The sequence below is a fragment of the Enterococcus sp. 4G2_DIV0659 genome (genome assembly GCF_002140715.2).
In the GTDB taxonomy this organism is placed as follows: Bacteria; Bacillota; Bacilli; order Lactobacillales; family Enterococcaceae; genus Enterococcus_L; species Enterococcus_L mansonii.
This window is the reverse complement of record NZ_NGLE02000001.1, coordinates 2792540-2815004: the sequence shown is the minus strand read 5'-3', so window position 1 is coordinate 2815004 and position 22465 is coordinate 2792540. Positions and strand designations below refer to the sequence as shown.

Genomic DNA, 22465 nt, shown 5'->3' with positions numbered 1-22465 from the left:
TATAGGTAATTTTTCTAATTTTGGTCGTAAATCTTCTGTGTATTTTTTCATCAGATACCTCAACAATCGTTTATTTTTTGTCAATTTGATCCTTTTTGTTTATTATACCAATCATCTGATCTTTATATAGCTTTTTTTTTGCAAAATTGTATATTTGGCAAAAAGGGTATGAGACAAAAGTAAAAATCACTTTTGCCTCATACCCTAACTACGAATAAATGGTGAGAGCTAATCAAAAAGGTTCTTTGTTCCACTTGTAACTAATTACTATTTATTTTTTGTATCAATGATAATCGTTACTGGTCCATCATTAATCAACGAAACCGCCATATCAGCGCCAAATTCACCTGTTTCAACAGGAATTGATAGCTCTTTTAGTTGTTTGTTAAATAATTCATATAAAGGAATTGCCGTCTCTGGTCGGGCAGCTTCGATAAAACTTGGCCGGTTCCCTTTTCTAGTATCGGCATATAAGGTAAATTGAGAAACGCTTAAAATACGACCTTTAATCTCTTGAATACTTAAATTCATTTTACCCCCTTCATCTTCAAAAACACGAAGTTTACTGATTTTCCGAACCAAGTAGGCAACATCTTCAGCGGTATCTGTTTCATGAATCCCTAATAAAATCATGAATCCTTGATCAATTTTCCCAACACTTTTTTGATCAATCACAACTTCAGCTTGGCTGACTCGTTGGATGACTGCTTTCATCCTTTATTCCTCCTAACCATTGGTACGACGAACATTGTAGACGTCCGGTATATTTTTGATTTTGTCCACGATCGTTTTTAAATGTGCTAGATTTTGAATTTTTACGGTCACATGAATCATGGCCATTTTATTTTTTGTAGGCTTTGCTTCTACACTAACTAGATTTTTAGTCATTGAACTGATGGCTTGTAGCACATCATTCAACAAGCCACTACGGTTATAGCCGTAAATCTCTAAATCTGCATCATATTCTTTATTTAAGCTATCAGTATCTTCCCACTCCACTTCGATTAGTCGTTGAGCAAGTTCTTCTTGATGCTGTACATTTTGGCAGTCTGCCCTATGAATCGAAACGCCTCGCCCTTTCGTAATATAGCCGACAATTTCGTCTCCGGGCACAGGATTACAGCAACGACTGATTCTAACAAGTAGATTTTCCACTCCTTGAATCACAATGCCGCCTTCATGACGAACCTTCATTTTATCTGATTCTTTTTTTACAGGTTGTGTCATCAATTCTTCTGCTTCTTGTTTTTGACGTTCCATTTCTTGTACTTTACGTTCTTTTTCAGTCAAACGATTAAAAACCACTTGTGCACTGATCTCACCATAGCCAACAGCTGCATACAAATCGTCTTCTGATTGAAAATTAAAGCGATCCAATGCTTCTGCTATTTTGGTTTTATTTAAAAATTCTTTTGGTGTAAAACCATGTTCTAATAAATACTTGCTGATTGCATCATGGCCTTTGATAATATTTACTTCACGATCTTGAATTTTAAAGAATCGCTTGATCTTATTACGGGCTTTACTTGTTGCAACCATTTTTAGCCAGTCACGGCTTGGTCCAAAGGAATTTGGTGAAGTTAAAACTTCAATGATATCTCCGTTTTTCAACGTATAGTCCAATTGAACCATTTTACCATTGACCTTAGCTCCGGTGGTTTTATTCCCGATTTCAGTATGAACACTGTAAGCAAAATCAAGAGGTCCAGAACCTTTAGGCAACTCCGTTACATCACCTGTTGGAGTAAAAACATAAACTTTATCGCTAAAGATATCTCCTTTGACACTCTCCATAAACTCAGAAGCATCATAACTTTCATCTTGAAGTTCAAGAATTTCATGGAACCAACTTAACTGTTTCGTGTCTGTATCTTCATCCACTTTTTCTGTTTTGCCTTCTTTGTATGCCCAGTGAGCAGCCACCCCAAATTCAGCGATTTGATGCATTTCATGGGTTCTAATCTGCACTTCTACGGGATTACCTTTTGGTCCGATGACTGTTGTATGAATCGATTGGTACATATTTGCTTTAGGCATTGCAATGTAGTCTTTAAAACGACCTGGCATCGGTGTCCATTTCGTATGGATTGCACCTAATACCGCATAACAATCTTTAATAGAGTCCACGATTACACGAATGGCCAATAAATCATAGATTTCATTGAATTGTTTTTTTTGGTCTTTCATTTTCCGATAAATCGAATAAATATGTTTTGGTCGACCATAAATTTCAGCATAAATTTCTAAGTCCTCGGTAGCTATACGAATATCTTCCACCGCTTCTTCTACATACGCTTCACGTTCATCTCTTTTACTTTGCATCAAGTTAACAATCCGATAATACTGGTTTGGATTAATGTAACGCAATGCGGTATCTTCTAATTCCCACTTAATCCGGCTAATCCCTAAACGATGAGCAAGGGGTGCATAGATTTCCAGTGTTTCTTGGGCAATTCTACGTTGTTTATCTTCCCGCAGATGCTTTAGTGTTCGCATATTGTGCAATCGGTCAGCTAATTTCACCATGATTACACGTAAATCTTGAGCCATTGCTAAAAGCATTTTCCGATGATTTTCAGCCAGTTGTTCTTCATGAGATTTATATTTTATTTTGCCGAGCTTTGTCACACCGTCCACTAACATTGCAACATCTGCACCAAATTCATTTTCTAAATCTTCAAGTGTAACCTCAGTGTCTTCTACTACATCATGTAAAAAACCAGTTGCAATAGTATGTGGGTCCATCCGTAACTCAGCTAAAATTCCAGCTACTTGAATAGGATGGATAAAATACGGCTCGCCTGACTTTCTAACTTGTCCTTCGTGGGCTTTTTCAGCATAGTCACAGGCTTTTTGGACAAATGCTACATGCTCAGGCGCCATATATTTTGAGACAAGTTTTATCACTCCAGGCCCTGTCATAATTTCCTCTTTTGGCATCGTTATCACTCCTTCTTAGGAGGCCTATATTTTCTATATATACGTAAAAATAAGCGCATTCCTTCATCTTTTATGTTTATGTAAAGAGTTGATTATTAAAAAAAGAAAAGCACCACTTGAAACAGTAGCACTTCCAACATCTTTTATTATACTAACATTTTTCTGGATTTTCAATTCCTCGCGTTTTAATTCCACTTTGAAAGCAAGGGTAGTATCTCCCGACCATTACTAATCCCGATTTGTGAAGCTCCTGCTTGAAAAAGCAGTTCAATTTCAAGTAAGGTAGGTGCTTTGACATTTACTTGAAAGGACATTTGCTTTCTTCGTACCGTACGAAAAATACTCATATCATAAATTGCTTGTTCCATCGTTAAGTCTAACCCTAAAGAAACTACACTGATATTCAATTCTCCTAGTTTCGTTGTTAATACTTGTTTTTGATTATCTGTTAATTTATTACTATCTAAAAAGAAGCCTAGCGCATTTCGACCAAATGACAACTGCTCTAATGCTTGATAAGTCTGATTAGCGTAAAACGCCAATTGATCCGGCGCCATTGTAACAAAAACCTCTGTTGCCCCGTCTCTGTATACTTGACCTGTTTCAAAAGCCTTTTTAGCTAACGTTCCAGAACCTAATGGAAAATCAACAAAACTTCCCACTTGAATCATTGTTCCCGTTAATAATTGTTTGGCTCGTGAAACATTGTACGGTAAAACAAAAATAGAACGAATAGGAAATGCCTTTAAAAACAGAATTTCTTCTGTGAATTGTTGATCTGTGATCGATGGATCTACTAACATAACCGAAAGTTTTTGTAGCTTTAACTCCATAAATAGCCCCCTAATACTTACACTAATTCAAATTGATAACTAATAGCGCTCAAAACATATAATGGTGCTGTTTCTGCACGCAAAATTCGTGGTCCTAATCCACAAAGAATACCACCTAATGACTGAAATCTTTCTACTTCATCCACAGATAAACCACCTTCTGGTCCAAAAATAACCAGTATAGACTCTCCTTTGTTCACTTCAGATAAAGCTTTTGCAAACTGGCTGCGTTCCCCAATTTTCGCAGACTCCTCATAAGCAACTAATACTTTATCATACTCAGAAAAAGAGTGGATCAATTCGTCTGCTTTCTCTAATAATACAACATCTGGCGCAAACTGACGATGCGATTGCTCAGCAGCTTCTGTCGCAATTTTTTTCAAGCGCTCTGTTTTTTTTACTCGTTTTTTAAGGTCCCACTTAACGACAGAGTTTTTTGCAGGAAATCCCACGAAACGATGACTACCAAGCTCGGTTCCCTTTTGGACAACCCATTCTAATTTGTCTCCTTTAGGATAGCCACAAGCAATCGTGACATGAATAGGCAGCTCTTTTTCGCTCACTTCTTTACTTATTTCCTTTAAACAAACTGTATCTTCAGTAATCTCTGTAATTTCCGCTATAATGGCTAAACGATCACTAAAAGCTAAAAATACTTGTTGTGCTGGTTCCATCCGCATGACACGAACCATATGATGATAATTTTCGCCTGTGATTGAATAACGCTCTTTTGACTCATAAGATTCTGTTAAGAAATAGCGTTGCATTCTACTCTTCCTCGGTTTTCTTTAAAATAATCGCGTACCAATCCCCTTGTTGGAAAATTTGATCCACTAGGAAACCTGTTTCGGTCATTTTTTCTAAGATCATTGCTTTTTTCTCGTGAATAATGCCAGAAATAATCAATGTCCCCTCATTTTTCAACAAACGCCACGCGTCTTCAATCATTAATACGATGATATCCGCTAAAATATTCGCTACAATGACATCTGCTTTGATGGCTACTTCTTTTAATAAATCATTTGCTGAAACTTGAACGTCCTGAGCTACTGGATTCATATCCATATTTTCTTTTGCGGCTGTAACAGCCACATCATCTAAATCATAGGCATAAACTTCTTTAGCTCCTAAATGTTTACTGGCAATACTTAAAACCCCAGAACCTGTCCCCACATCAAGTACAGTTTCACCACCACGCAACACTGTTTCTAAGGCTTGTAATGTTAAACGAGTGGTCGGATGGGTTCCTGTTCCAAAAGCCATACCAGGATCTAATGTAATAATTTTTTCAGAGGTATCTTGTGCTTCGTATTTTTCCCAACTTGGCACAATTGTCAGAAAACGTGTAACACGTACAGGGTGATAATACTTCTTCCAAGCAGTAGCCCAATCACTTTCAGCAACTTCACTAACAGTTACTTCATTTTTCCCAATAGCCAAACCAAATTCTGGTAAACGAGTAATACTTTCTTTGATAAACGGCAAAATTTCTGGTAAGAAAGTGGTTTCTGGAAAATAAGCCATTACTAATGCTCCATCTTTAATATGGGTGAACTGTTCTTTATCCAACAATTCTCCATAAAGATCACTCTGGAAATTCTCTACATCTAAGGAATCCTCAATGGCTACGCCGCTTGCACCAGCTTCCATCATGATGTTGGAAATCGCTTCAACCGCTTCGCTTGCTGTCTCAACTTTTACTTCAGTCCATTTCATGTAATCACCTCTTATTTTAATAGCTTGGATAAGCAATATAAGTATCGCTATCTATTTTTTGATTGTTTTTGATTGCTTGATCGAATGCTTCATCTGACCATTTTAATTCAAAGACTTCTTGTTCTTCATCTGTTAAAAAATCCAGTAAATCACTTTGACCTTCTACCAATACATCTTTTAAATAAGCAATCAATCCATCCAATACAGACTTTTTAATCCCTTTTTTTCCTTCATAAGGGATTACTGCTAAATAATCCGCTTCATCCATCACTGTTTTTTCTGGATTATACAGCAAAATACCATCTTCAAATTCGATAATTTCTTCTTCTGATGTCGTTCCTTCAGCATCATCGATTGACTCTCCTTCGGTATTTTCTGCAAATAAACGGAAAACCACTTCGATTGCATGATTTTTCGGATTCCAGTCAAGAGCTACATCATACTCTGTAATGTTTTTTGATAGTTGTTGATCTAAATAGGTTAACATTGTTGCTTTTTTCATTTCTTTTCTTCCTTCCAGCCAAATGTTTTTTGGTCAATATCACTTCTTCGTTGCTTAGAAATATAAGGATTTCCAGAGACCACATATCTCAATGGCAAATCCGTCCAAATCCCTTTATTAGGAATACCAATTCGAGGAAGAGCAATAATTTTTTTGGGTTGTTTTCTTTTTTCTGGAACAATTCGAAGAGAGCTATCGAAAATTGATTGTCCATATGATTCTTTAGTAATCCCTAAAGCAGAGACTAACTTTCCAGGACCATTTGACAGGTCAGCACCTTTACGATTATTACGGTTTTTTACCATTTTTTCGATTCCTACAACTGGCTCAATTGCTCGAATCATCACTCCTTGGGGTTTTCCTTTTTCTTGAGTGACCATATTCAAAATCAAATGAGTGTGCATCGTGTATAGATAAATAGTACCAGGTTTTTCATACATCGCTTTTAATCTTGGTGTATTTCGTAAACCAAAACTATGAGCTGCTTCATCCTCTGGTCCTAAATAGGCTTCTGTATCAACAATATATCCTGCAAGCATTCCATCTTCTGTCTCATGTTCTAAGTACATTCCAAGTAAGTATTGGGCTATATTTTCTGTTGTTTGTGTATTAAAAAAATCGATTGTATTATTCATTATTTTTCACCACTTTCTATCATACACGAATTAATGGCTATTATCCATTGAAATAATGAATCATTTACTATACAAATCATTGATTTTCCCATCGTTTCCCACGACTTCTACTTTAAAAACCAGTGTAAATACGAATGTACGTTCTTTATGTTATAATAGGTGTTATCAACAAACAAAAAGGAGGTCCAACGATGCAACAACCACTTGCTTTTCGTATGAGACCGCGTAACTTAGATGAAGTCGTTGGTCAGCAACACCTTGTTGGTTCAGGAAAAATTATTCGCCGAATGGTCGAAGCTGGCATGCTTTCATCCATGATTTTATACGGTCCTCCTGGAACAGGAAAAACCAGTATTGCCAGTGCGATAGCTGGTTCAACCAATTATGCGTTTCGTATGTTAAATGCCGCAACTGATACAAAAAAAGACTTACAAATTGTTGCTGAAGAAGCCAAAATGAGCGGCACTGTGATCTTACTGCTAGACGAGGTTCATCGTTTAGATAAAACCAAACAAGATTTTTTACTCCCTCACTTGGAGAATGGTCGAATTATCATGATCGGTGCGACGACTGAAAATCCTTATATCACAATCAACCCAGCGATTCGTAGCCGGACGCAAATTTTTGAAGTCAAACCTTTATCTGAGACAGATATTCAAAAAGCAATCAAAGAAGCTTTAACAGACACAACACGCGGTTTAGGAAACTATGCTGTGGTTTTAGAAGAAAAAGCACTGAATCATTTGTCACGAGCTACAAACGGCGACTTGCGAAGTGCTTTAAACGGATTAGAACTAGCAGTTAAATCAACTCCTGAAAATAAAGAAAAAAAAATAATGATTACTCTTTCAATTATTGAAGAATGTGTCCAACGCAAAGCTCTTACTCACGATAAAAATGGTGATGCTCATTATGATGTCATCTCAGCTTTTCAAAAATCGATTCGAGGAAGTGATGTGGATGCAGCCCTTCATTACCTAGCTAGATTAGTCGAAGCAGGTGATTTGCCAATCATTTGCCGACGTCTAATGGTCATTGCCTACGAAGATATTGGTTTAGGAAATCCAGCTGCTGCAGCTCGCACCATTACTGCAGTTCAGGCAGCAGAAAAATTAGGCTTTCCAGAGGCCAGAATTCCACTTGCAAGTGTTGTGATCGATTTATGCTTATCACCAAAATCAAATTCTGCTATTACAGCGATTGATGCTGCTTTGTCAGATATTCGAGAAGGAAAAGCTGGAGATGTTCCAGATCATTTACGAGATAGTCATTATTCTGGCGCAAAAGATCTGAATCGAGGGATTGGTTATCAATACCCCCATAACTTTGAAAATGCTTGGGTAGATCAACAGTATCTTCCTGATAAAATTAAGTATGCTCATTACTACAAGGCGATTGATACTGGGAAATACGAACAGGCCTTACATCAGCAATATCAACGAATTCAAGAGTGGAAAAAGCAATCAAAAAACAAAAAATAATCCGTTTTCAAATTCAAGCGCACTCGTTGCTGTTTATTCTATGATGTGCTATTATAAAGATGGTAAATCTGTGATGTACGCGTTGTCTTTTTTGTGTGTTGACCGAACATTTTATTGATATCTAGGGATCCTTCTGGTACCTAAGCTGGTAACATGCCTTATCATTTGGTAGTTCGAAGTTGATGGTCGTGGAACCCACCTGCTTTGTTTGCGGGTTCAATACTATAGGACGAATAACGGCATCGACGGATTTTACCATTTTTATAGACTACTTAGCAATTTGCGATAAAGCAAATTGTTTTTTATTTGATGGAGGTTTTATTGAATGATCCAAGTACTTATCTTTTTGTCTGTCATTTTATTATTGGTTATCGGTCTTTTTTTAATAAAAAAACGAACAATTTTTCTACCATTGATGCACAGTGGAGATCCAGATAACAATCAACAGTTTTTACAACAATTCGGTGTGTTTTATCTGATTCTAGCCACTATAGGGCTTTTAGTTGGAATTGTTAATTTAAAATTTTTTTCATTATTCTATATTTTTAGTTTACTTGTAATCTCCACCATATTCAGTATTCTATTTGCAAAGAAGATGCTTTAAAGGTGTCTTCTTTTTAGTTTCCTTTTAGACGGATTTGTTCTACAATAAAATAAAAGAGAGGAATGCGATTTCAACTACTTGTTAGAGCTAGTTCAAAGAACTGTAATTAGTTCAAAAAGAAGACGCATTTCTATTTTTCAAACTCAAAAATGAGATAAAAGGAGTGAGAACTATGTTACAAAATTATCGTAAGATCATGGTTGCTGTTGATGGCTCTGCAGAAGCAGAATTGGCTTTTCAAAAAGCAATCAATGTTGCAATGAGGAATGATGCAGAATTATTGTTAGCTCATGTGATTGACACTAGAGCTTTTCAATCTGTTTCTTCTTTTGATGGCGTATTAGCAGAACAAGCGACTGAAATGGCCAAACAAACTCTAGAAGGTTACAAAAAACAAGCAAAAGAGCATGGTTGTGAAAGAGTGTCTACCATTATTGAGTATGGTTCACCAAAACCAATTATTTCAAAACAACTACCTGAAGATCATGAGGTTGATTTAATCATGTTAGGGGCTACTGGCTTAAATGCTGTGGAACGTTTATTTATTGGTTCTGTTTCTGAATATGTCATCCGTACTGCGGCATGTGATGTATTGGTTGTAAGAACTGATTTAGAAAATAATGTTCCTATTCAAGAAGATGATGAGTAAAGTAAAAAAAGCCGCTCAAAATTGAGCGGCTTTTTTGATTATTTTCTTAAACGTTCTACATCACGAGCAATCATTAATTCTTCATCTGTTGGAATCAACAATACTTTCACTGCTGAATCTTCTGTAGAAATAATTGATTCTTTACCACGAACGTTATTTTTCTCTTCATCTAATTCACAACCGAACCAAGTCATGCCTTTAATTACTTCACTACGAACATGTGAATCATTTTCACCGATTCCTGCAGTAAAGACAATAGCATCTACACCGTTTAACACAGTTACGTAACTACCAATATATTTACGAATACGATCTGTAAAGATATCATACGCTACTTGTACAGACTCCTTGTCCATATTTGCTTCTAAATCACGCATATCACTAGAGATACCAGTTAGACCTAATAAACCTGATTTTTTATTTAAGATATCAATCATATCTTTAATATCTGTTAATTCAAGTTTTTCCATTAAGTAAGCTAACAATGAAGGATCAATGTCGCCTGAACGAGTGCCCATTGTTACACCGGCAAGTGGCGTGAAGCCCATTGATGTATCAACAGATTTACCACCATCAACAGCTGTGATAGAAGCACCATTACCTAAGTGACACGTAATGATTTTTAATTCTTCAATTGGGCGACCAAGCATTTCTGCTGCGCGTTCTGCAACAAATTTGTGGCTTGTTCCATGCGCACCATATTTACGTGCAGCAAATTTTTCATAGTATTCAGTTGGAATACTGTATAAAAAGTTGTGTTTTGGCATCGTAGTGTGGAAAGACGTGTCAAAAACAGCAACACTAACAATATCCGGTAAGATTTTTTTGAATGCTTTGATTCCCATTGCATTTGCTGGATTGTGTAATGGTGCAAGAGCCGATAATTTTTCGATTTTTGCTAAAACGTCAGCATCGATGACAACTGAATCTTTAAAATCTTCTCCACCAGCAACCACACGGTGTCCAACACCAGTGATTTCATCGTAAGAAGCTAAAATATTCAATTCAATCAACTTGTCTAATAACATTTTTACGGCAACATCATGATCATTGATATCTATTACTTCTTCATATTTTTCGCCGTCTCCATATTTGATTGTAAAAATTGAATCATTTAAACCAATTCTTTCTACGATTCCTTTAGCAACTACTTCTTCACTTGGCATTTGGTATAATTGCCATTTTAAACTTGAACTTCCAGCATTGATTGCAATTGTTTTAGACATAATACTCTCCTCTTTTAATCCGTTGTTTTATTTTAAATTTGAAGACTTCCAAGCCTCAAATTGTTGAAAAAATTGTGTCACTTTAGCAGGATCTTTCAGTGAACCTAACTTGGCTACTAATACTTCTTTGACTTGCTCACTATTTTCACCCTTATTTTGGACAAATAAAATACTTTTACGGGACTGCTCTGATTTAAACAATTCATCTGGTAATTGGATCATTCCTTGTAGATAGACATTTTTTTGTAACCAATTTTTGAAAAACGAACTTTGCTCTGTCTCTAAAATATTGGTTGGAATCAAAAATAATCCGTAACCATCAGGTTTAACAAATTTCATTGCCTGCTCCATCAATAAATGATGGGCATAAGTATGTCCGCTTTCAGCCGCCGAATCAAATGATTTCGCTTTTTCATCATTTGGATAGTAACCAATCGGCAAATCACTAACCGCCACATCCACTGGATCAACTAATAAATCCTGCAAACCATCTTGATGAAACAATTGAATTGGCGCTTTGGTCCACTCATTATTAGTCGCTGAAACAGCTAGTAAAGTATCATCAATGTCCACGCCAAATCCTTGAACCGCATATTTAGCAGATTGCAAATTAAGAATGATTGTTAAAAGTAAATTGCCCATTCCAGAAGCAATATCTACTATTTTCAATGGTTGTTTTGAGCTGTACAATTGTTCAATCAAATAAACAAATAAAAAGCCAATGCTATCTGGTGTCAATTGATGATTTGCTTGAAGAGACTCTACTTTATTCCCTTTCAATAAAACCAATTGAGATAAGCGTCTAATTTCTTCTGGCTCCAACTCGATTGCTTGCAATTGCTGATAAATGGTTTTAAGTTTTTGAGCAGTTTGCTCATCCGGTACACCATCAACCACACGTACTTGAAAGTTATCGATAATATTTTCTCCATTTTCAGCATATGCGTCTAAAAAAGAAGTGTCTAATGATTCTTTAAGCAATTGAATCGATTGTTCCATCAATCCGAAAGCCTTTTCTATTTTTTCAGGGAACAAAAAATACACCTCAATTTCCATCTATAATATAACAATTTTCATACCTGTTCTATTTTAACGAAAAATCTAGTAATAATCAATCAATTTCCTAACAATATTTATAAATCACTGAATAGCTATGATTTATTAAAAAAATTTGACAAATGAATTTTCTCATTCGTTTTTTAGATGACTTCTGTATTAGTTTTTTTACAGACTAGTTTGATACACATTTCACAAATTTCTGCTATTTTGAAGATTCAACTGTTTCAAGTTGATACCTTTCTTGAAATTGATAGTATTTTTTATTTATGTTAATGATGATTTTCAGTGTTTTTTTATCATATTCATACTCTAATATTCCTTCTGAAAACTGTTGCCGTCCTGATTTTTCAATCACCTTTTGCTTTTTTATAGTTGATACAAATAACCTAGCGATTGTTTTTGCAGTATAATAATCTTTTGTTTGAACGGAAAAATGCTGTGACAACTTGAAGTCTTCTAATACGAGTATAAAAATAAAACTAAATAAAAATGTAAAGAGTAGCGCTGTTAATAAAATCCCCCCTTTATGTCTATTTTTCATTTTGATGCTCCTGAGTGATAATCCATTTTGCAGTCACCTCTACTCCACTGTCAAAAGTAACATTAATTCTTACTGCTTTATTTTCTTCTGTAAAATTTGCTTGTTTTACTTCTGTAAGTAGCGGCTGAAAACCTCCGTTCTCTACTTTAACGATTTTCCCTAATTTATACTCAATCCAAATAGATGCTTTATTTCGTTTGTTTTTAAGAATCATTTTATTGGTTTGTGTTGTTTCGTAGTAACAATCTTTTAATTCATTTTCTAGTTGAATTAAGAATATTTGCCACTCCTTTACTCGCTGATCTTTTAACTGACTAGTGACCGTTGCAACAGCCTTAAGCGAAGATGAAAAAAGTAGACAAATCGTTGATAGTAACAGTAAAGCAAGTAAACATTCAAATAATGTAAAACCAGAATAATTGTTTTTATTCCTTTTTAAGAGTAAACGTTTCTTTCCCATTTGTAATCTCCACTTTGATTAATTCTTCTTTTTGCTTATAAAAATGCAAGTGATATATTTGTTCTTCTCTATAAACAATTCGTTGTTCTTGACCTTCGTAGTTTTCATAATGTCTTAATTCTTCATATAAAACTTGTTGCATTAAGAGTTGATGGCTCACTTCTTTCTTTTTTTTCAACAAAAATAAATTCAGTGAAAAATAACTTCCAATCACCAAACATAAAAGTCCTAAAGCAATTAAACTTTCAAGTAGAATATACCCTTCAAGTTTTTTTGATCTTTTTGACATAACGACCGCTCCCTAGCTGGAATTGAAACTCAATCAATTGGCGTTTTGCTGACCACAAAAAAGAGTATTTGGACAGGTTTCCATTATTTCCCGTATCTTTTTTAAAAATAATTTTATTGGGGCCTGTCCCTTGCAATGAATCGGGAATTGTTAAACTATTTTCAGATACCTCTTCCTCAAATCCTAAAATTAAAAAATTGATTTTTTGCTCTTGCTCTTGGAAAATAATTTCTGTGTTGTTACTGTTTACGATAGCCATTTGTTGCGTAAATAACAGTTTTTTTTCGAATGTGGCTAAAAATTGTTCAGTTTCTATGGCTTGTTTCCACCTTTGTATAGCTAACGTAGGCAATAATAAAAAAAGAGTACAATAAATAAAACCATCAAAGACTCTATTAAAGTGAAACCTTTCATATCACCCGTAATCATTTTTGACTTGCCTGATATTTATCGTATTGATCTTGAGTGATATATTTTTCTTTTAACAATTGCTCTAATGTTGGAACTTGATTGTTTTCCATTGTATATAAATCAAGTTGGGTTTCTACTATTTTCACAATTGCCTCGTTGCCCTTTTTATCAACACCTTCTTTGTGTTTAGAAAGATTAGGAACAAACAATAAAATCAATACCGAAATAATCAATAAAACAACTAACATTTCTAATAAAGTAAACCCTTGATGGTTCATTTGTATTCGTTTCTTTTTTATATTCATAAAAATTCCTCCATCCCACCATATATCGGCAATAGCATTGCTGCATAAATACTAACAACTAATAAAGCAACAACTAAAAAAATAATCGGTTGAATCCATTGAATCGCTTTCTCCATACGATTAAAAAATCGCTGCCAGCATAATTCGCTATACAAAATCAATTCTTTCCCTAATTTTCCTTTAACTTCTCCTTGTTGGATGATTAATGATAATTCAGGTGAAAAGAAGGAAAATAGCGGTAATTGTTCATAGAAGCTTTGACCCAACATAGATCTTTCTTCAATTATTTGGGCTAATTCTCCCATTAATGATCGGTGATTGGTAGCTTTCATCAATTGAATGACTGCTTTGATTTCTAACCCTTGAGAAAATAATTTTCCCCATTCAAGCGCGAAAAAAGCCGAACTGTATTCTTTATAAAAAGAACCTAAAACAGGTATTCTTGAAAAAAATATTGCTTTATCTAATGAACTTTTACGCTTCAAATACAACCGAATAATAACAGTTGAAATGCATACTAAACTCAACACTGAAAGGATATAATATGGACTATGCTGAATAAAGGTAATTCCTATGTTATCACGGTGTATCGTCCCATTTTTCATCAGTTGAGGCAATAAAACTTGACGTATACTGATTAATACTACCGTTAAAAAAGCATCAATAATAATGGATAACTTACTACTTTATAGATGTTTTGTTGTTGCCTATCCATCAATTCTAGATAGTCTTTTATTTTTTTCAAGGTTCCTGCTAGATCACCATGTATTTGTGCAAATTCAATTTGTGTCACAATGATTTCTTTAAAACCAATCACAGCTAAACTTGTATTTAATGACTCACCTTGTTCCATACAATCAAGCACATAGTCAACGGGCTGTGAGGGGATAGAATTTGACTTTTTCATGAATGATAAACTTTCTTGAATTGTAAATCCATTCCTCAATAAATCTGTCAATAAATGAATGAATACTCGTTGTTGCTTTTTTGTCAATCTATTATTCTTTTTCTTCTTCAAATGTTTGATCACCAATAAATCCATATGCCCAAACCTTTCTTAATTCATTTTTCCAATTAGAAACACCTTTTCCAGAAAAATCATAATCTATTAATAGACCACTTATTTCTTTTTTTGTTGCTGATTGAAAGGATAACAGACGCTGATAAATGATTCCGGTCACGCATTCTGCCAGTTCTCTTTGTTGTACGCCAAGTTCCGATAAACGCTCATAAACCCCATTAATACTTTTAGCATGTAATGTAGCAAATACCGTATGTCCTGTAAGTGCTGCCCGAATGGCCGCTTGCGCGGTCAATCCATCTCGAATCTCTCCAATGATCAAAATATCCGGTCGGTGACGTAAACAAGCTTTAATCAATACATCATAGGTCAAATCAATTTTTGAGTTTGTTTGCAATTGAAGAAAGGTAGCTTCTTCGATTTCTACTGGATCTTCTATAGTAATTACTTGTTGAAACCGATCTGTTTCCTTCGCTAGCTTGTACATCAGTGTGGTTTTTCCTGAGCCAACAGGACCACAAAATAGATGGAGCCCTCTGCGTTTGACCTGAAATCGAATATCCGTCAATTGCTTGGGTAAAAAGTAATTTTCTTGGCTATTTCCAAATATATGTAAAAAACGAATAACCAAACTTTCTCTTTGTCTAAAATCGCCTACAGTAGACAAGCGCAATCTTTTTTCCCCATCATTTATCCGATATGTTGCTGCTCCAACTTGTGCTTTCCTTTTTTCACCAACATCCATACTGCCAATAAACTTAAAATGAAAGATTAATTTTTCCCCTTCTCTTTCACTCAACTCCTCAAAAATAAGTTTTTCCCTCCCTTTTCTAGCAAATATTTGAATACGATTTTTAATTGGTAAAACATATACATCTTGCACGCCTTGATTTATTCCCCATTCAATTAACTTTACAGAAAGCTCTTTAATATCCATTTTTTCCCTCCTTATAAACAATATACGCATTTTTTTTGAGAATTTTTGAAAAACTGAAAAAAAGTAAAGGCTCTAAAAAGATTTCACAAAAACTGTGAGGTCTTCTTAGAGCCTTAAAATATATTTCATTTCTATATTTTTGTTCTATTTTTTTTACCAATGGATTCAAAAAATATTCTTATAGGAATAATATACTTATCTACAGAAACAAACATAATATAAATTTATCTTTTTTATTGATTCAACATAACCAATCATTACTCTATTTTTCATCACAAAAAAAAGGCATAAATGCTGATAAAACAACATTCATGCCTTAATTAAGAGTTCTGATGCACTATCTTCCCCAAAATAGTTTATCGTTTTGATATATCTATTATACTAGAAAATAACCTCAAATAATTTTCAGAAATTATGAATTTTATTAAAATTTTTGAGAAAAGGATACTTCTGCTTAAAAGGGTTAAGCAGAAGCATTTGCTTTATCCAACGACAAAGACTTAGATCACAATTATTATATCAAATATTTTTTAGCTATTTTCTCAATCTCTTAAACGAAAACAGTAGTTTTTGACAATAAATGACAATCATTTATTTTTTTTCATATTTATAATATATACTGGCACACCTAGTAGCGTAATTCCAATACCAATACTTGCTAAAATGGGCTGTGTAAAAAAGGTCGTGATCAAAATAAACAGACCTCCAATAATTGCCACTATAGGAATAAACGGATACAACGGAACCTTGTAGGGCCTATGTAGCTCTGGTTCTTTTTTTCTCAAAATGAATACTGCAAAAAAAGCAATATACTAAACAACCACATAACGAATACCAACATATCCGTTAATAAATCAAAACTACCTAAAAACATCATAGATGCTGCAATACAAAATTGAAAACTTGCCGCTATATAAGGAACAACAAACTTTTTAGACAATACTTGAAATTGCTTACTAAAAGGAATCATCCCTTCTAATGCTAAGGCATAAGGTACACGAATACCAGTCATTGTATAACCATTCAACGCACCGTACACCGAAATCAAGATTCCAATCGTTACTAATTTTCCGCCAATGGATCCAAAAATTCGAGTGGAAGCTTCAGAAGCACCGTTTAGATTTCCTGATAACGCTTCAATTGGCAATGTTTTAAGAAAAACTAAATTAATCAATGTGTAGACAATGGTCACAAATGTTAATCCAAAAAATATGGCTTTAGGCAAATCTTTTTCAGGTCGCTTCATTTCTCCAGCTACAGTACCAACTCCCAGCCACCCATCGTATGCAAACATAGTAGCAACTAATGCACCACTCAATGCTTGAATAAAGTTGCTTTTTTCACCTGCTTCAATAGGTAATAATGATACTTCTGTGTTTGCTGGCATAAATAAACCAACAAGTACAATCAACGCTATTGGAATCATCTTTATAATCAATGTAAGTGATTGTATATTTGATGCCATTTTCGTCCCTAGTAAGTTGATAATTGTCACACTAAATCCTGTCCCTAGCGCTATTGGTAAAATAAGTTCATTCGACAAATGAAATAAATGAATAAATTGCGTACCAAAAATTATTGATAATGCGGCAATGTTCGCTGGAAAATAAATCACACTTTGCGCCCAACCTAGCAGAAAGCCAGGTAGTTTTCCATAAGTATATTCGATATACTTCATGGCTCCTCCTGTCTTAGGAATAGCTGTTGCCAACTCCGCACTCGTCAAACCTGCACATATCGTTAAAATTCCACCTAAAATCCAAGCAAAAATCGTTAAGCTGGGCGATTGTGCAGAACTTGTTACACTGGCTGTTTTAAAAAATACACCTGCGCCAATTACTGTTCCCATAACAGTTGAAAAAGCACCTACTAATGAAATCTCACGTTTTAACTCATGTTTTTCCATGTTTGACCTCAATTTCCTTTTTTCGTTATTTTTACAGTATATCTTTTCTGAAATTAAATTCAAGTATTTCAAATTCATAAAAAAGGACGAGGGAATACAAACTAAAAAAGCTAACGAAATCTTAATGCTTTTTCGCTAACTTTTCTAGTTTAATATTGACCATAATATGCATTTACACCATGTTTCCTAAAATAGTGTTTGTCTAAAAGATACTGTGGAATTGGAGGGACAGCATCATTTACCACTTCTGTCACACAAGCCATTTCAGCTATTTCGTCTAAAACTATACTATTTTCTACAGCTTTTTGCGGCGTCGCTCCCCACGTAAATGGACCGTGACCATAAACCAGTACTCCAGGAACAGCTATAGGATCAATTCCTCCTTTTTTAAATGTTTCAATAATTACTTTGCCTGTTTCTACTTCATAGGCTGACGCCACTTCTTCTGCTGTCAGTTGTCGGGTACAAGGAACCATGCCGTAAAAAGTGTCGGCATGTGTTGTTCCATAAGCTGGAATTTCTCGACCAGCTTGTGCCCACATTACTGCATTTTTTGAATGGGTATGTACAACAGCATTGACGCCTTCAAACGCTTTGTATAATTCAACGTGTGTGGCCAAATCAGATGATGGTTTCATTCCTGCTTCCAATAATTCCCCAGCCAAGTCCGTGACTACCATATCTGAAGCTTTCATCGTGCAGTAGGGAACACCGCTTGGTTTAATAACGATCACTCCCGCTTCTCGGTTGATTTCACTAACATTTCCCCAAGTTAGTTTTACTAAGCCAGACTCTGGTAAAGCCAAGTTTGCTTCAAATACTCGTTCCTTCATCTCCATTATTAATTGCTCATTCAACATATCCTACCTCCTTTAAAAAAGGAATTAAAAATGCCTTCGCTTGTTCAATTTCTTTTTCAGGTGTTTCACTAGTTTCACTCCACATTTCAATTAAAAAAGGGCCATTGTATTCTAAGCGTTTCAATGTTTTTAGACAACCTAAAAAGTCCACACACCCTTCACCAAAAGGAACTTCTTTAAATTTCCCTTCAAAATGACTATTCACCGCTAAAGTATCCTTTAAGTGGATTGCTGAGATTTGATCAATTCCCAGTTCCAGTTCATATCCAACATCGTTTTTAGGCCAAGCAGATAAATTTCCTATGTCTGGATAAACTTGTAAGTAAGGCGAGCGAATTTGTTCTTTGATTTTTAAAAATTTTGAAATAGAATTCATAAATGGATCATCCATAATTTCAATGGATAAAACAACTTCTTTTCTCGCCGCCATCGCTACTGCCTGTTTTAAATTTTCGATAAAGTACTCTCTTGATGCTAGACTCTTTTTTTCGTAATAAACATCATATCCTGCAAGTTGAATGGTTCTAACGCCTATATCAGATGCTAGATCCACCGCTTTTTGCATCATTTTTAACGCGATCTGTCTTTTTTCTACATCTTCGGAACCGAATGGAAAACGGCGATGTCCGCTTAAGCAAATGGACAAGATTTTTACTCCTGTTTCATGTACAGCATCAATCACTTTTTTTCGTTCCGATTTTGACCAATCTAGTCTTGTCAGTCTTTCATCTGTTTCATCAATAGACATTTCTACAAAGTCAAACCCTAAGCTACTAGCTAATCTTAATCGTTCTTCCCAACTAATATTCTTTGGGAGTGCTTTTTCATAAATCCCTAACGTGGTCATGATCTCTACCCCCAAATACGTCTTATTTCATCCTGAAAATCTTGTGCCGCTTTTTTAGGATCCGGCGCTGCAGTAATCCCCCGACCTGTGATAAATGTATAGACATCTAGATCTTTAAATAATTTCAATGTGTCCACATCTAATCCACCTGTCACGGATACTCTAAAGCCCATGTCAATTAATTTTTTAACTTTGGTCAAATCTTTCTCTCCCCAAGTTTCACCAGCTAAAAGAGCGTCTCTGCTTTGGTGATAAATGGCCTGAGAAATACCTGCATCTAACCATTTTTGCGCTTGTTCATATGTCCAATCTCCATAAAGTTCAACTTGAACTTCTTTTACTTCTTTAGCTGCTGCTTTCATTGTCGGAATGGTAGCACAACAAATCACCGTCATCCAATCCGCTCCAGCATCCTGACAATTCTTTGCTACAGTTCCCCCAGCATCTGCACATTTTGTATCGGCAACAACTGTTTTTTCAGGATACAATGCTCGAATGCAACGAATAGCTTCTGCTCCCGCTTGTAAGCATAAAATAGTTCCTACTTCAACAATATCCACCACATCACCAACAGCAACTACATCTTTCATTGCACTCGGTAAATCAGAATGATCTAAAGCTACTTGTAAATTTGGTCTGCTCATCTAATTCTCTCCTTACTTTTATCCATAAATAGAGACTAAAACAAAAATCTTTCCCTCAAATAAAATAAGAAGACATTCACCAAATTACTCTTCAAATTTTTGTGAATGTCCACTTATTTCAGAAACCGTTGCTTTTGCCTCATCCTTATTCGTATCTAGCAGCTACGTATAATTAAAAACGTTCTACCTCAAACCGTTATTTATTTAAACTTAGTTGCTAAGTCTGTTTCCTGAACACGTTCGCTAATTTCTTTTGCTGACATCACGTTTTTGACTCCTACAACAGTGATTCCTTTCTTCTTAGCGTCATCAAACATATTTAAAAAATTCATTGGACAAAAAACAACGTCATATTGCCCTGCTGTACTCTTCCCTTCTGAAATCGCGCAGTGATGGATATTCGTAATATTAAAGCCCAGCTCTTTCAATGCTTTTTCGACACTTTTTTTCATCATTAAACTTGTTCCTGATCCGTTTGCACATGATACTAATACTCTCATTTTAATTTCCTCCTAAATTTTAAAGCGTAGCGGGTTTATTTAAGCTCCTAGATAAATAAGAAAAATTAAATGTAGCGCTTTTTTGCCACAATCCATTTTTATCTTTTTTCCTAGAGTCTAGCTTGCATAACTAGACAACAATTTTGTCAGGCGCTTTTTGCTGCCATTTTTTTTACATATTCATCATAATCTTCTGCAATCAAGAAGTACCCTTCTGGATTCGCTCGATATTGGAATTGCGGAATTGCTAGTAGTAAAGCTACCACGATAGCGACACCAACATAACCTAAATATTTCATTACTATGGTCATTACTGGCCAAACCGTTGCCCAGTCAAACATACCAATATATCCTCCATACTGAGATAACCCAATAAACGCAGCAATCAAAGCCGAGCCGAGCACTTGGATAACTCCTGAAACAAACGGGAAGATACAAGCGGCTTTAAATCCGCCGCGATTATTTGCATATACTGCAATTACTGCATTATCAAAGAATAATGGAATAAATCCAGCAATCACGATAACTGGTGATTTAAATAAAATCAATAGCCCAATCGTGATAAATTGACCTAGTGCTCCAAATAAAAATCCAATCGTTACAGCATTGGCCGAACCAAAACCAAATGTTGCTGCTACATCAATACCTGGAACCGCACCTGGTAATAAGGTATTAGAGATTCCTTGAAATGATTCAGTCAATTCTGAAACGAATGTTCGAACGCCTAATTGCAAAATAGCTAGATAAACTGCAAAGTATAAAGCCGTCTGTAAAATGTAGAAAAAGAAGCTTTGCCCTTCAACCATAAATTCTGCTTCAATTAAGTACTCAGGTCCTAAAACAACTAAAATAATTCCAAAGAAAAAGAGCATTAGAATAGAAGTAGCTACCATATTTTCATTGAAAATCGATAAAAATCCAGGCAACTGAACATCTTCTAGTTTCCGATTATTTTTATCCTTCTTCATTTTCTCTGCTAATCGTGCAAAAATATAAACTCCGAACATTTGTTGATGAGCGATTGCAAAACCTGCTCCTTCCGTTAAATCTTGCGTTATATCAACAGTTAGATTTGAACCAACAGCCCAGTAACATCCTAAAATAAGTCCCATAATCAATAGAATTTGAATCTGACCTAATTCAGGAAAACAAAAGAGCAAAATCCAGAAAGCGGTTGCGGCTTGTTGTATTTGAACATTCCCTGTGGTAAATACTGCTCTTAGTTTCGTATATTTTTTAAAACGAACCAATAAAATGTTCATAACAAAAGCAATCAGTAACAAAATCATCGTATCACTAAATGTACGACCAAATGTCTCTTCAATTCCTGCTGTTACTGCATTTTGACCGAAATAAGGGTCAATAACCATCGCATCTAGATTAAAACGTTCTTTTAATCCGACTAGAATTGGACGAAAATTATTGACTAACCCACCTGATCCAACGGTTAAAATCAAATACCCTACTGTTGCTTTTAAAAAACCTGCGATACTCTCATATAGCGGTTTTTTAAGTAACATATACCCCAAAAGTACAATGAATCCAATTAAAAAGGCTGGTTGCGTCAAAATATTTGCCGCAAAATAATCCCAAATCCCCATTAGAAAATCCAAAGCTTGTGTCATTTACTCCCCTTCTTTCTATACATCAAATGTTGCCATCACTTGCTCGTAATCCGCCATAGTTTCAACAGTCAGCAATGCCTCAATCAATCCTTCTGTCATCAACATTTCTGATAGTTTTGAAATGTTTTCTACATGTTCTTCTTTATTCTTGGCCGCTAACGTGAAAAATAAACGCGCATTTTTTTCAGCATTGCCTTCTTCAAACACTACATCTTGGCTCATTTTTGTAAATGAAATCGCAGTCCCGAGCACTCCTTGGCTATCCTCTGAAGAGTGAGGCATTGCCACTCCAGGAACTATGACAATATAGGGTCCATATTTTTGAACACACTCAACGATTTCATCCACATATTGTTGTGTGATAATTTCTTTTTCCAGCAATGTTTGGCAACTAAGAATGACTGCATCCTCCCAATTAGAAGGCGTTTGTTCACAAAAACGAATCAAGTCATTATCATAAAAATACTTTAACAT

26 protein-coding genes, 1 other RNA gene and 2 pseudogenes are annotated in these 22465 nt (G+C 35.2%); 4 read left to right on the top strand and 25 right to left on the bottom strand.

What is annotated here, in order from left to right; genetic code table 11:
* Positions 1–267 precede the first annotated feature (267 nt).
* From dtd to A5880_RS13190, 7 genes and pseudogenes are all read right to left on the bottom strand, one after another.
* Positions 268–714, bottom strand: a complete 447-nt coding sequence (gene dtd, locus A5880_RS13220) for a D-aminoacyl-tRNA deacylase (RefSeq protein WP_086329483.1) — start codon at positions 712–714, stop codon at positions 268–270.
* A gap of 12 nt (positions 715–726) precedes the next feature.
* A complete protein-coding gene (locus A5880_RS13215) occupies positions 727–2940 on the bottom strand; it encodes a RelA/SpoT family protein (RefSeq protein ID WP_086329482.1) in 2214 nt (737 codons plus the stop codon).
* Between the two features lie 185 nt (positions 2941–3125).
* Complete coding sequence (locus A5880_RS13210) at positions 3126–3773, bottom strand: beta/alpha barrel domain-containing protein (protein WP_086329481.1); 648 nt, start codon at positions 3771–3773, stop codon at positions 3126–3128.
* A 17-nt stretch (positions 3774–3790) separates the two neighbouring features.
* Positions 3791–4540: a 16S rRNA (uracil(1498)-N(3))-methyltransferase gene (locus A5880_RS13205; protein WP_086329480.1), complete on the bottom strand. Its 750-nt coding sequence runs from the start codon at positions 4538–4540 to the stop codon at positions 3791–3793.
* A 1-nt stretch (position 4541) separates the two neighbouring features.
* Positions 4542–5489 (bottom strand): 50S ribosomal protein L11 methyltransferase, encoded by a 948-nt coding sequence (gene prmA / locus A5880_RS13200; RefSeq protein ID WP_086329479.1) that lies wholly within the window; start codon positions 5487–5489, stop codon positions 4542–4544.
* A 16-nt stretch (positions 5490–5505) separates the two neighbouring features.
* Positions 5506–5991 (bottom strand): DUF3013 family protein, encoded by a 486-nt coding sequence (locus A5880_RS13195; RefSeq protein WP_086329478.1) that lies wholly within the window; start codon positions 5989–5991, stop codon positions 5506–5508.
* Positions 5927–6626 (bottom strand): annotated as a pseudogene (locus A5880_RS13190) (DNA-3-methyladenine glycosylase). Before A5880_RS13190 ends, A5880_RS13195 begins: the two are co-directional and overlap by 65 nt.
* Before the next feature lie 191 nt (positions 6627–6817).
* On the opposite strand from A5880_RS13190, the gene A5880_RS13185 reads away from it, so the two are divergent.
* The 4 genes from A5880_RS13185 to A5880_RS13170 all read left to right on the top strand — a co-directional run bounded on the left by A5880_RS13185 (position 6818) and on the right by A5880_RS13170 (position 9360).
* Positions 6818–8107: a replication-associated recombination protein A gene (locus A5880_RS13185; protein ID WP_086329477.1), complete on the top strand. Its 1290-nt coding sequence runs from the start codon at positions 6818–6820 to the stop codon at positions 8105–8107.
* A gap of 62 nt (positions 8108–8169) precedes the next feature.
* Positions 8170–8363: non-coding RNA, 6S RNA (ssrS, locus tag A5880_RS13180), on the top strand.
* A 69-nt stretch (positions 8364–8432) separates the two neighbouring features.
* A complete protein-coding gene (locus tag A5880_RS13175; RefSeq protein ID WP_086329476.1) occupies positions 8433–8711 on the top strand; it encodes a hypothetical protein in 279 nt (92 codons plus the stop codon).
* A 172-nt stretch (positions 8712–8883) separates the two neighbouring features.
* Entirely contained in the window at positions 8884–9360 is a 477-nt protein-coding gene (locus tag A5880_RS13170; protein WP_086329475.1) for a universal stress protein, read from the top strand.
* A gap of 38 nt (positions 9361–9398) precedes the next feature.
* On the opposite strand, the gene A5880_RS13165 is transcribed toward A5880_RS13170, so the two are convergent.
* The 18 genes and pseudogenes from A5880_RS13165 to A5880_RS13080 form a co-directional block, all read right to left on the bottom strand.
* Positions 9399–10586, bottom strand: a complete 1188-nt coding sequence (locus A5880_RS13165) for an acetate kinase (RefSeq protein ID WP_086329474.1) — start codon at positions 10584–10586, stop codon at positions 9399–9401.
* A 27-nt stretch (positions 10587–10613) separates the two neighbouring features.
* Positions 10614–11621, bottom strand: coding sequence for a class I SAM-dependent methyltransferase (locus A5880_RS13160; RefSeq protein WP_086329473.1), 1008 nt, complete (start codon positions 11619–11621; stop codon positions 10614–10616).
* 226 nt (positions 11622–11847) lie between these two features.
* Positions 11848–12186, bottom strand: coding sequence for a competence type IV pilus minor pilin ComGG (gene comGG / locus A5880_RS13155; RefSeq protein WP_086329472.1), 339 nt, complete (start codon positions 12184–12186; stop codon positions 11848–11850).
* A complete protein-coding gene (gene comGF, locus A5880_RS13150) occupies positions 12176–12646 on the bottom strand; it encodes a competence type IV pilus minor pilin ComGF (protein ID WP_086329471.1) in 471 nt (156 codons plus the stop codon). The genes comGG and comGF overlap by 11 nt, the downstream gene beginning before the upstream one ends.
* Positions 12612–12935 carry a competence type IV pilus minor pilin ComGE gene (gene comGE / locus A5880_RS13145; RefSeq protein WP_086329470.1) on the bottom strand — a complete coding sequence of 108 codons (324 nt, stop codon included), beginning with the start codon at positions 12933–12935 and terminating at the stop codon, positions 12612–12614. Before comGE ends, comGF begins: the two co-directional genes overlap by 35 nt.
* Positions 12910–13287, bottom strand: coding sequence for a competence type IV pilus minor pilin ComGD (comGD, locus tag A5880_RS13140; protein ID WP_256924783.1), 378 nt, complete (start codon positions 13285–13287; stop codon positions 12910–12912). The genes comGE and comGD overlap by 26 nt, the downstream gene beginning before the upstream one ends.
* Entirely contained in the window at positions 13275–13349 is a 75-nt protein-coding gene (locus A5880_RS13135; RefSeq protein WP_256924803.1) for a prepilin-type N-terminal cleavage/methylation domain-containing protein, read from the bottom strand. The genes comGD and A5880_RS13135 overlap by 13 nt, the downstream gene beginning before the upstream one ends.
* 11 nt (positions 13350–13360) lie before the next feature.
* Entirely contained in the window at positions 13361–13645 is a 285-nt protein-coding gene (gene comGC / locus A5880_RS13130; protein WP_086330307.1) for a competence type IV pilus major pilin ComGC, read from the bottom strand.
* A 2-nt stretch (positions 13646–13647) separates the two neighbouring features.
* Positions 13648–14256 (bottom strand): type II secretion system F family protein, encoded by a 609-nt coding sequence (locus tag A5880_RS13125; protein ID WP_336577181.1) that lies wholly within the window; start codon positions 14254–14256, stop codon positions 13648–13650.
* Positions 14257–14300: 44 nt separating this feature from the next.
* Positions 14301–14669 carry a type II secretion system F family protein gene (locus A5880_RS13120; RefSeq protein WP_336577180.1) on the bottom strand — a complete coding sequence of 123 codons (369 nt, stop codon included), beginning with the start codon at positions 14667–14669 and terminating at the stop codon, positions 14301–14303.
* Positions 14650–15609, bottom strand: coding sequence for a competence type IV pilus ATPase ComGA (comGA, locus tag A5880_RS13115; RefSeq protein ID WP_086329468.1), 960 nt, complete (start codon positions 15607–15609; stop codon positions 14650–14652). Before comGA ends, A5880_RS13120 begins: the two co-directional genes overlap by 20 nt.
* Before the next feature lie 587 nt (positions 15610–16196).
* Positions 16197–17515, bottom strand: a pseudogene (locus A5880_RS13110) (APC family permease).
* Between the two features lie 149 nt (positions 17516–17664).
* On the bottom strand, positions 17665–18375 hold the full coding sequence (locus A5880_RS13105) for an L-ribulose-5-phosphate 4-epimerase (protein WP_086329466.1): 711 nt from the start codon (positions 18373–18375) through the stop codon (positions 17665–17667).
* The gene (locus A5880_RS13100; RefSeq protein WP_086329465.1) at positions 18365–19222 is read right to left on the bottom strand and encodes an L-ribulose-5-phosphate 3-epimerase; all 858 of its coding nucleotides are present in this window, start codon (positions 19220–19222) and stop codon (positions 18365–18367) included. The genes A5880_RS13105 and A5880_RS13100 overlap by 11 nt, the downstream gene beginning before the upstream one ends.
* Before the next feature lie 5 nt (positions 19223–19227).
* Entirely contained in the window at positions 19228–19866 is a 639-nt protein-coding gene (locus tag A5880_RS13095; RefSeq protein ID WP_086329464.1) for a 3-keto-L-gulonate-6-phosphate decarboxylase UlaD, read from the bottom strand.
* Positions 19867–20066: 200 nt separating this feature from the next.
* Positions 20067–20366, bottom strand: a complete 300-nt coding sequence (locus tag A5880_RS13090; protein WP_086329463.1) for a PTS sugar transporter subunit IIB — start codon at positions 20364–20366, stop codon at positions 20067–20069.
* A gap of 146 nt (positions 20367–20512) precedes the next feature.
* On the bottom strand, positions 20513–21991 hold the full coding sequence (locus A5880_RS13085; protein WP_086329462.1) for a PTS ascorbate transporter subunit IIC: 1479 nt from the start codon (positions 21989–21991) through the stop codon (positions 20513–20515).
* Positions 21992–22006: 15 nt separating this feature from the next.
* Complete coding sequence (locus A5880_RS13080) at positions 22007–22465, bottom strand: PTS sugar transporter subunit IIA (RefSeq protein WP_086329461.1); 459 nt, start codon at positions 22463–22465, stop codon at positions 22007–22009.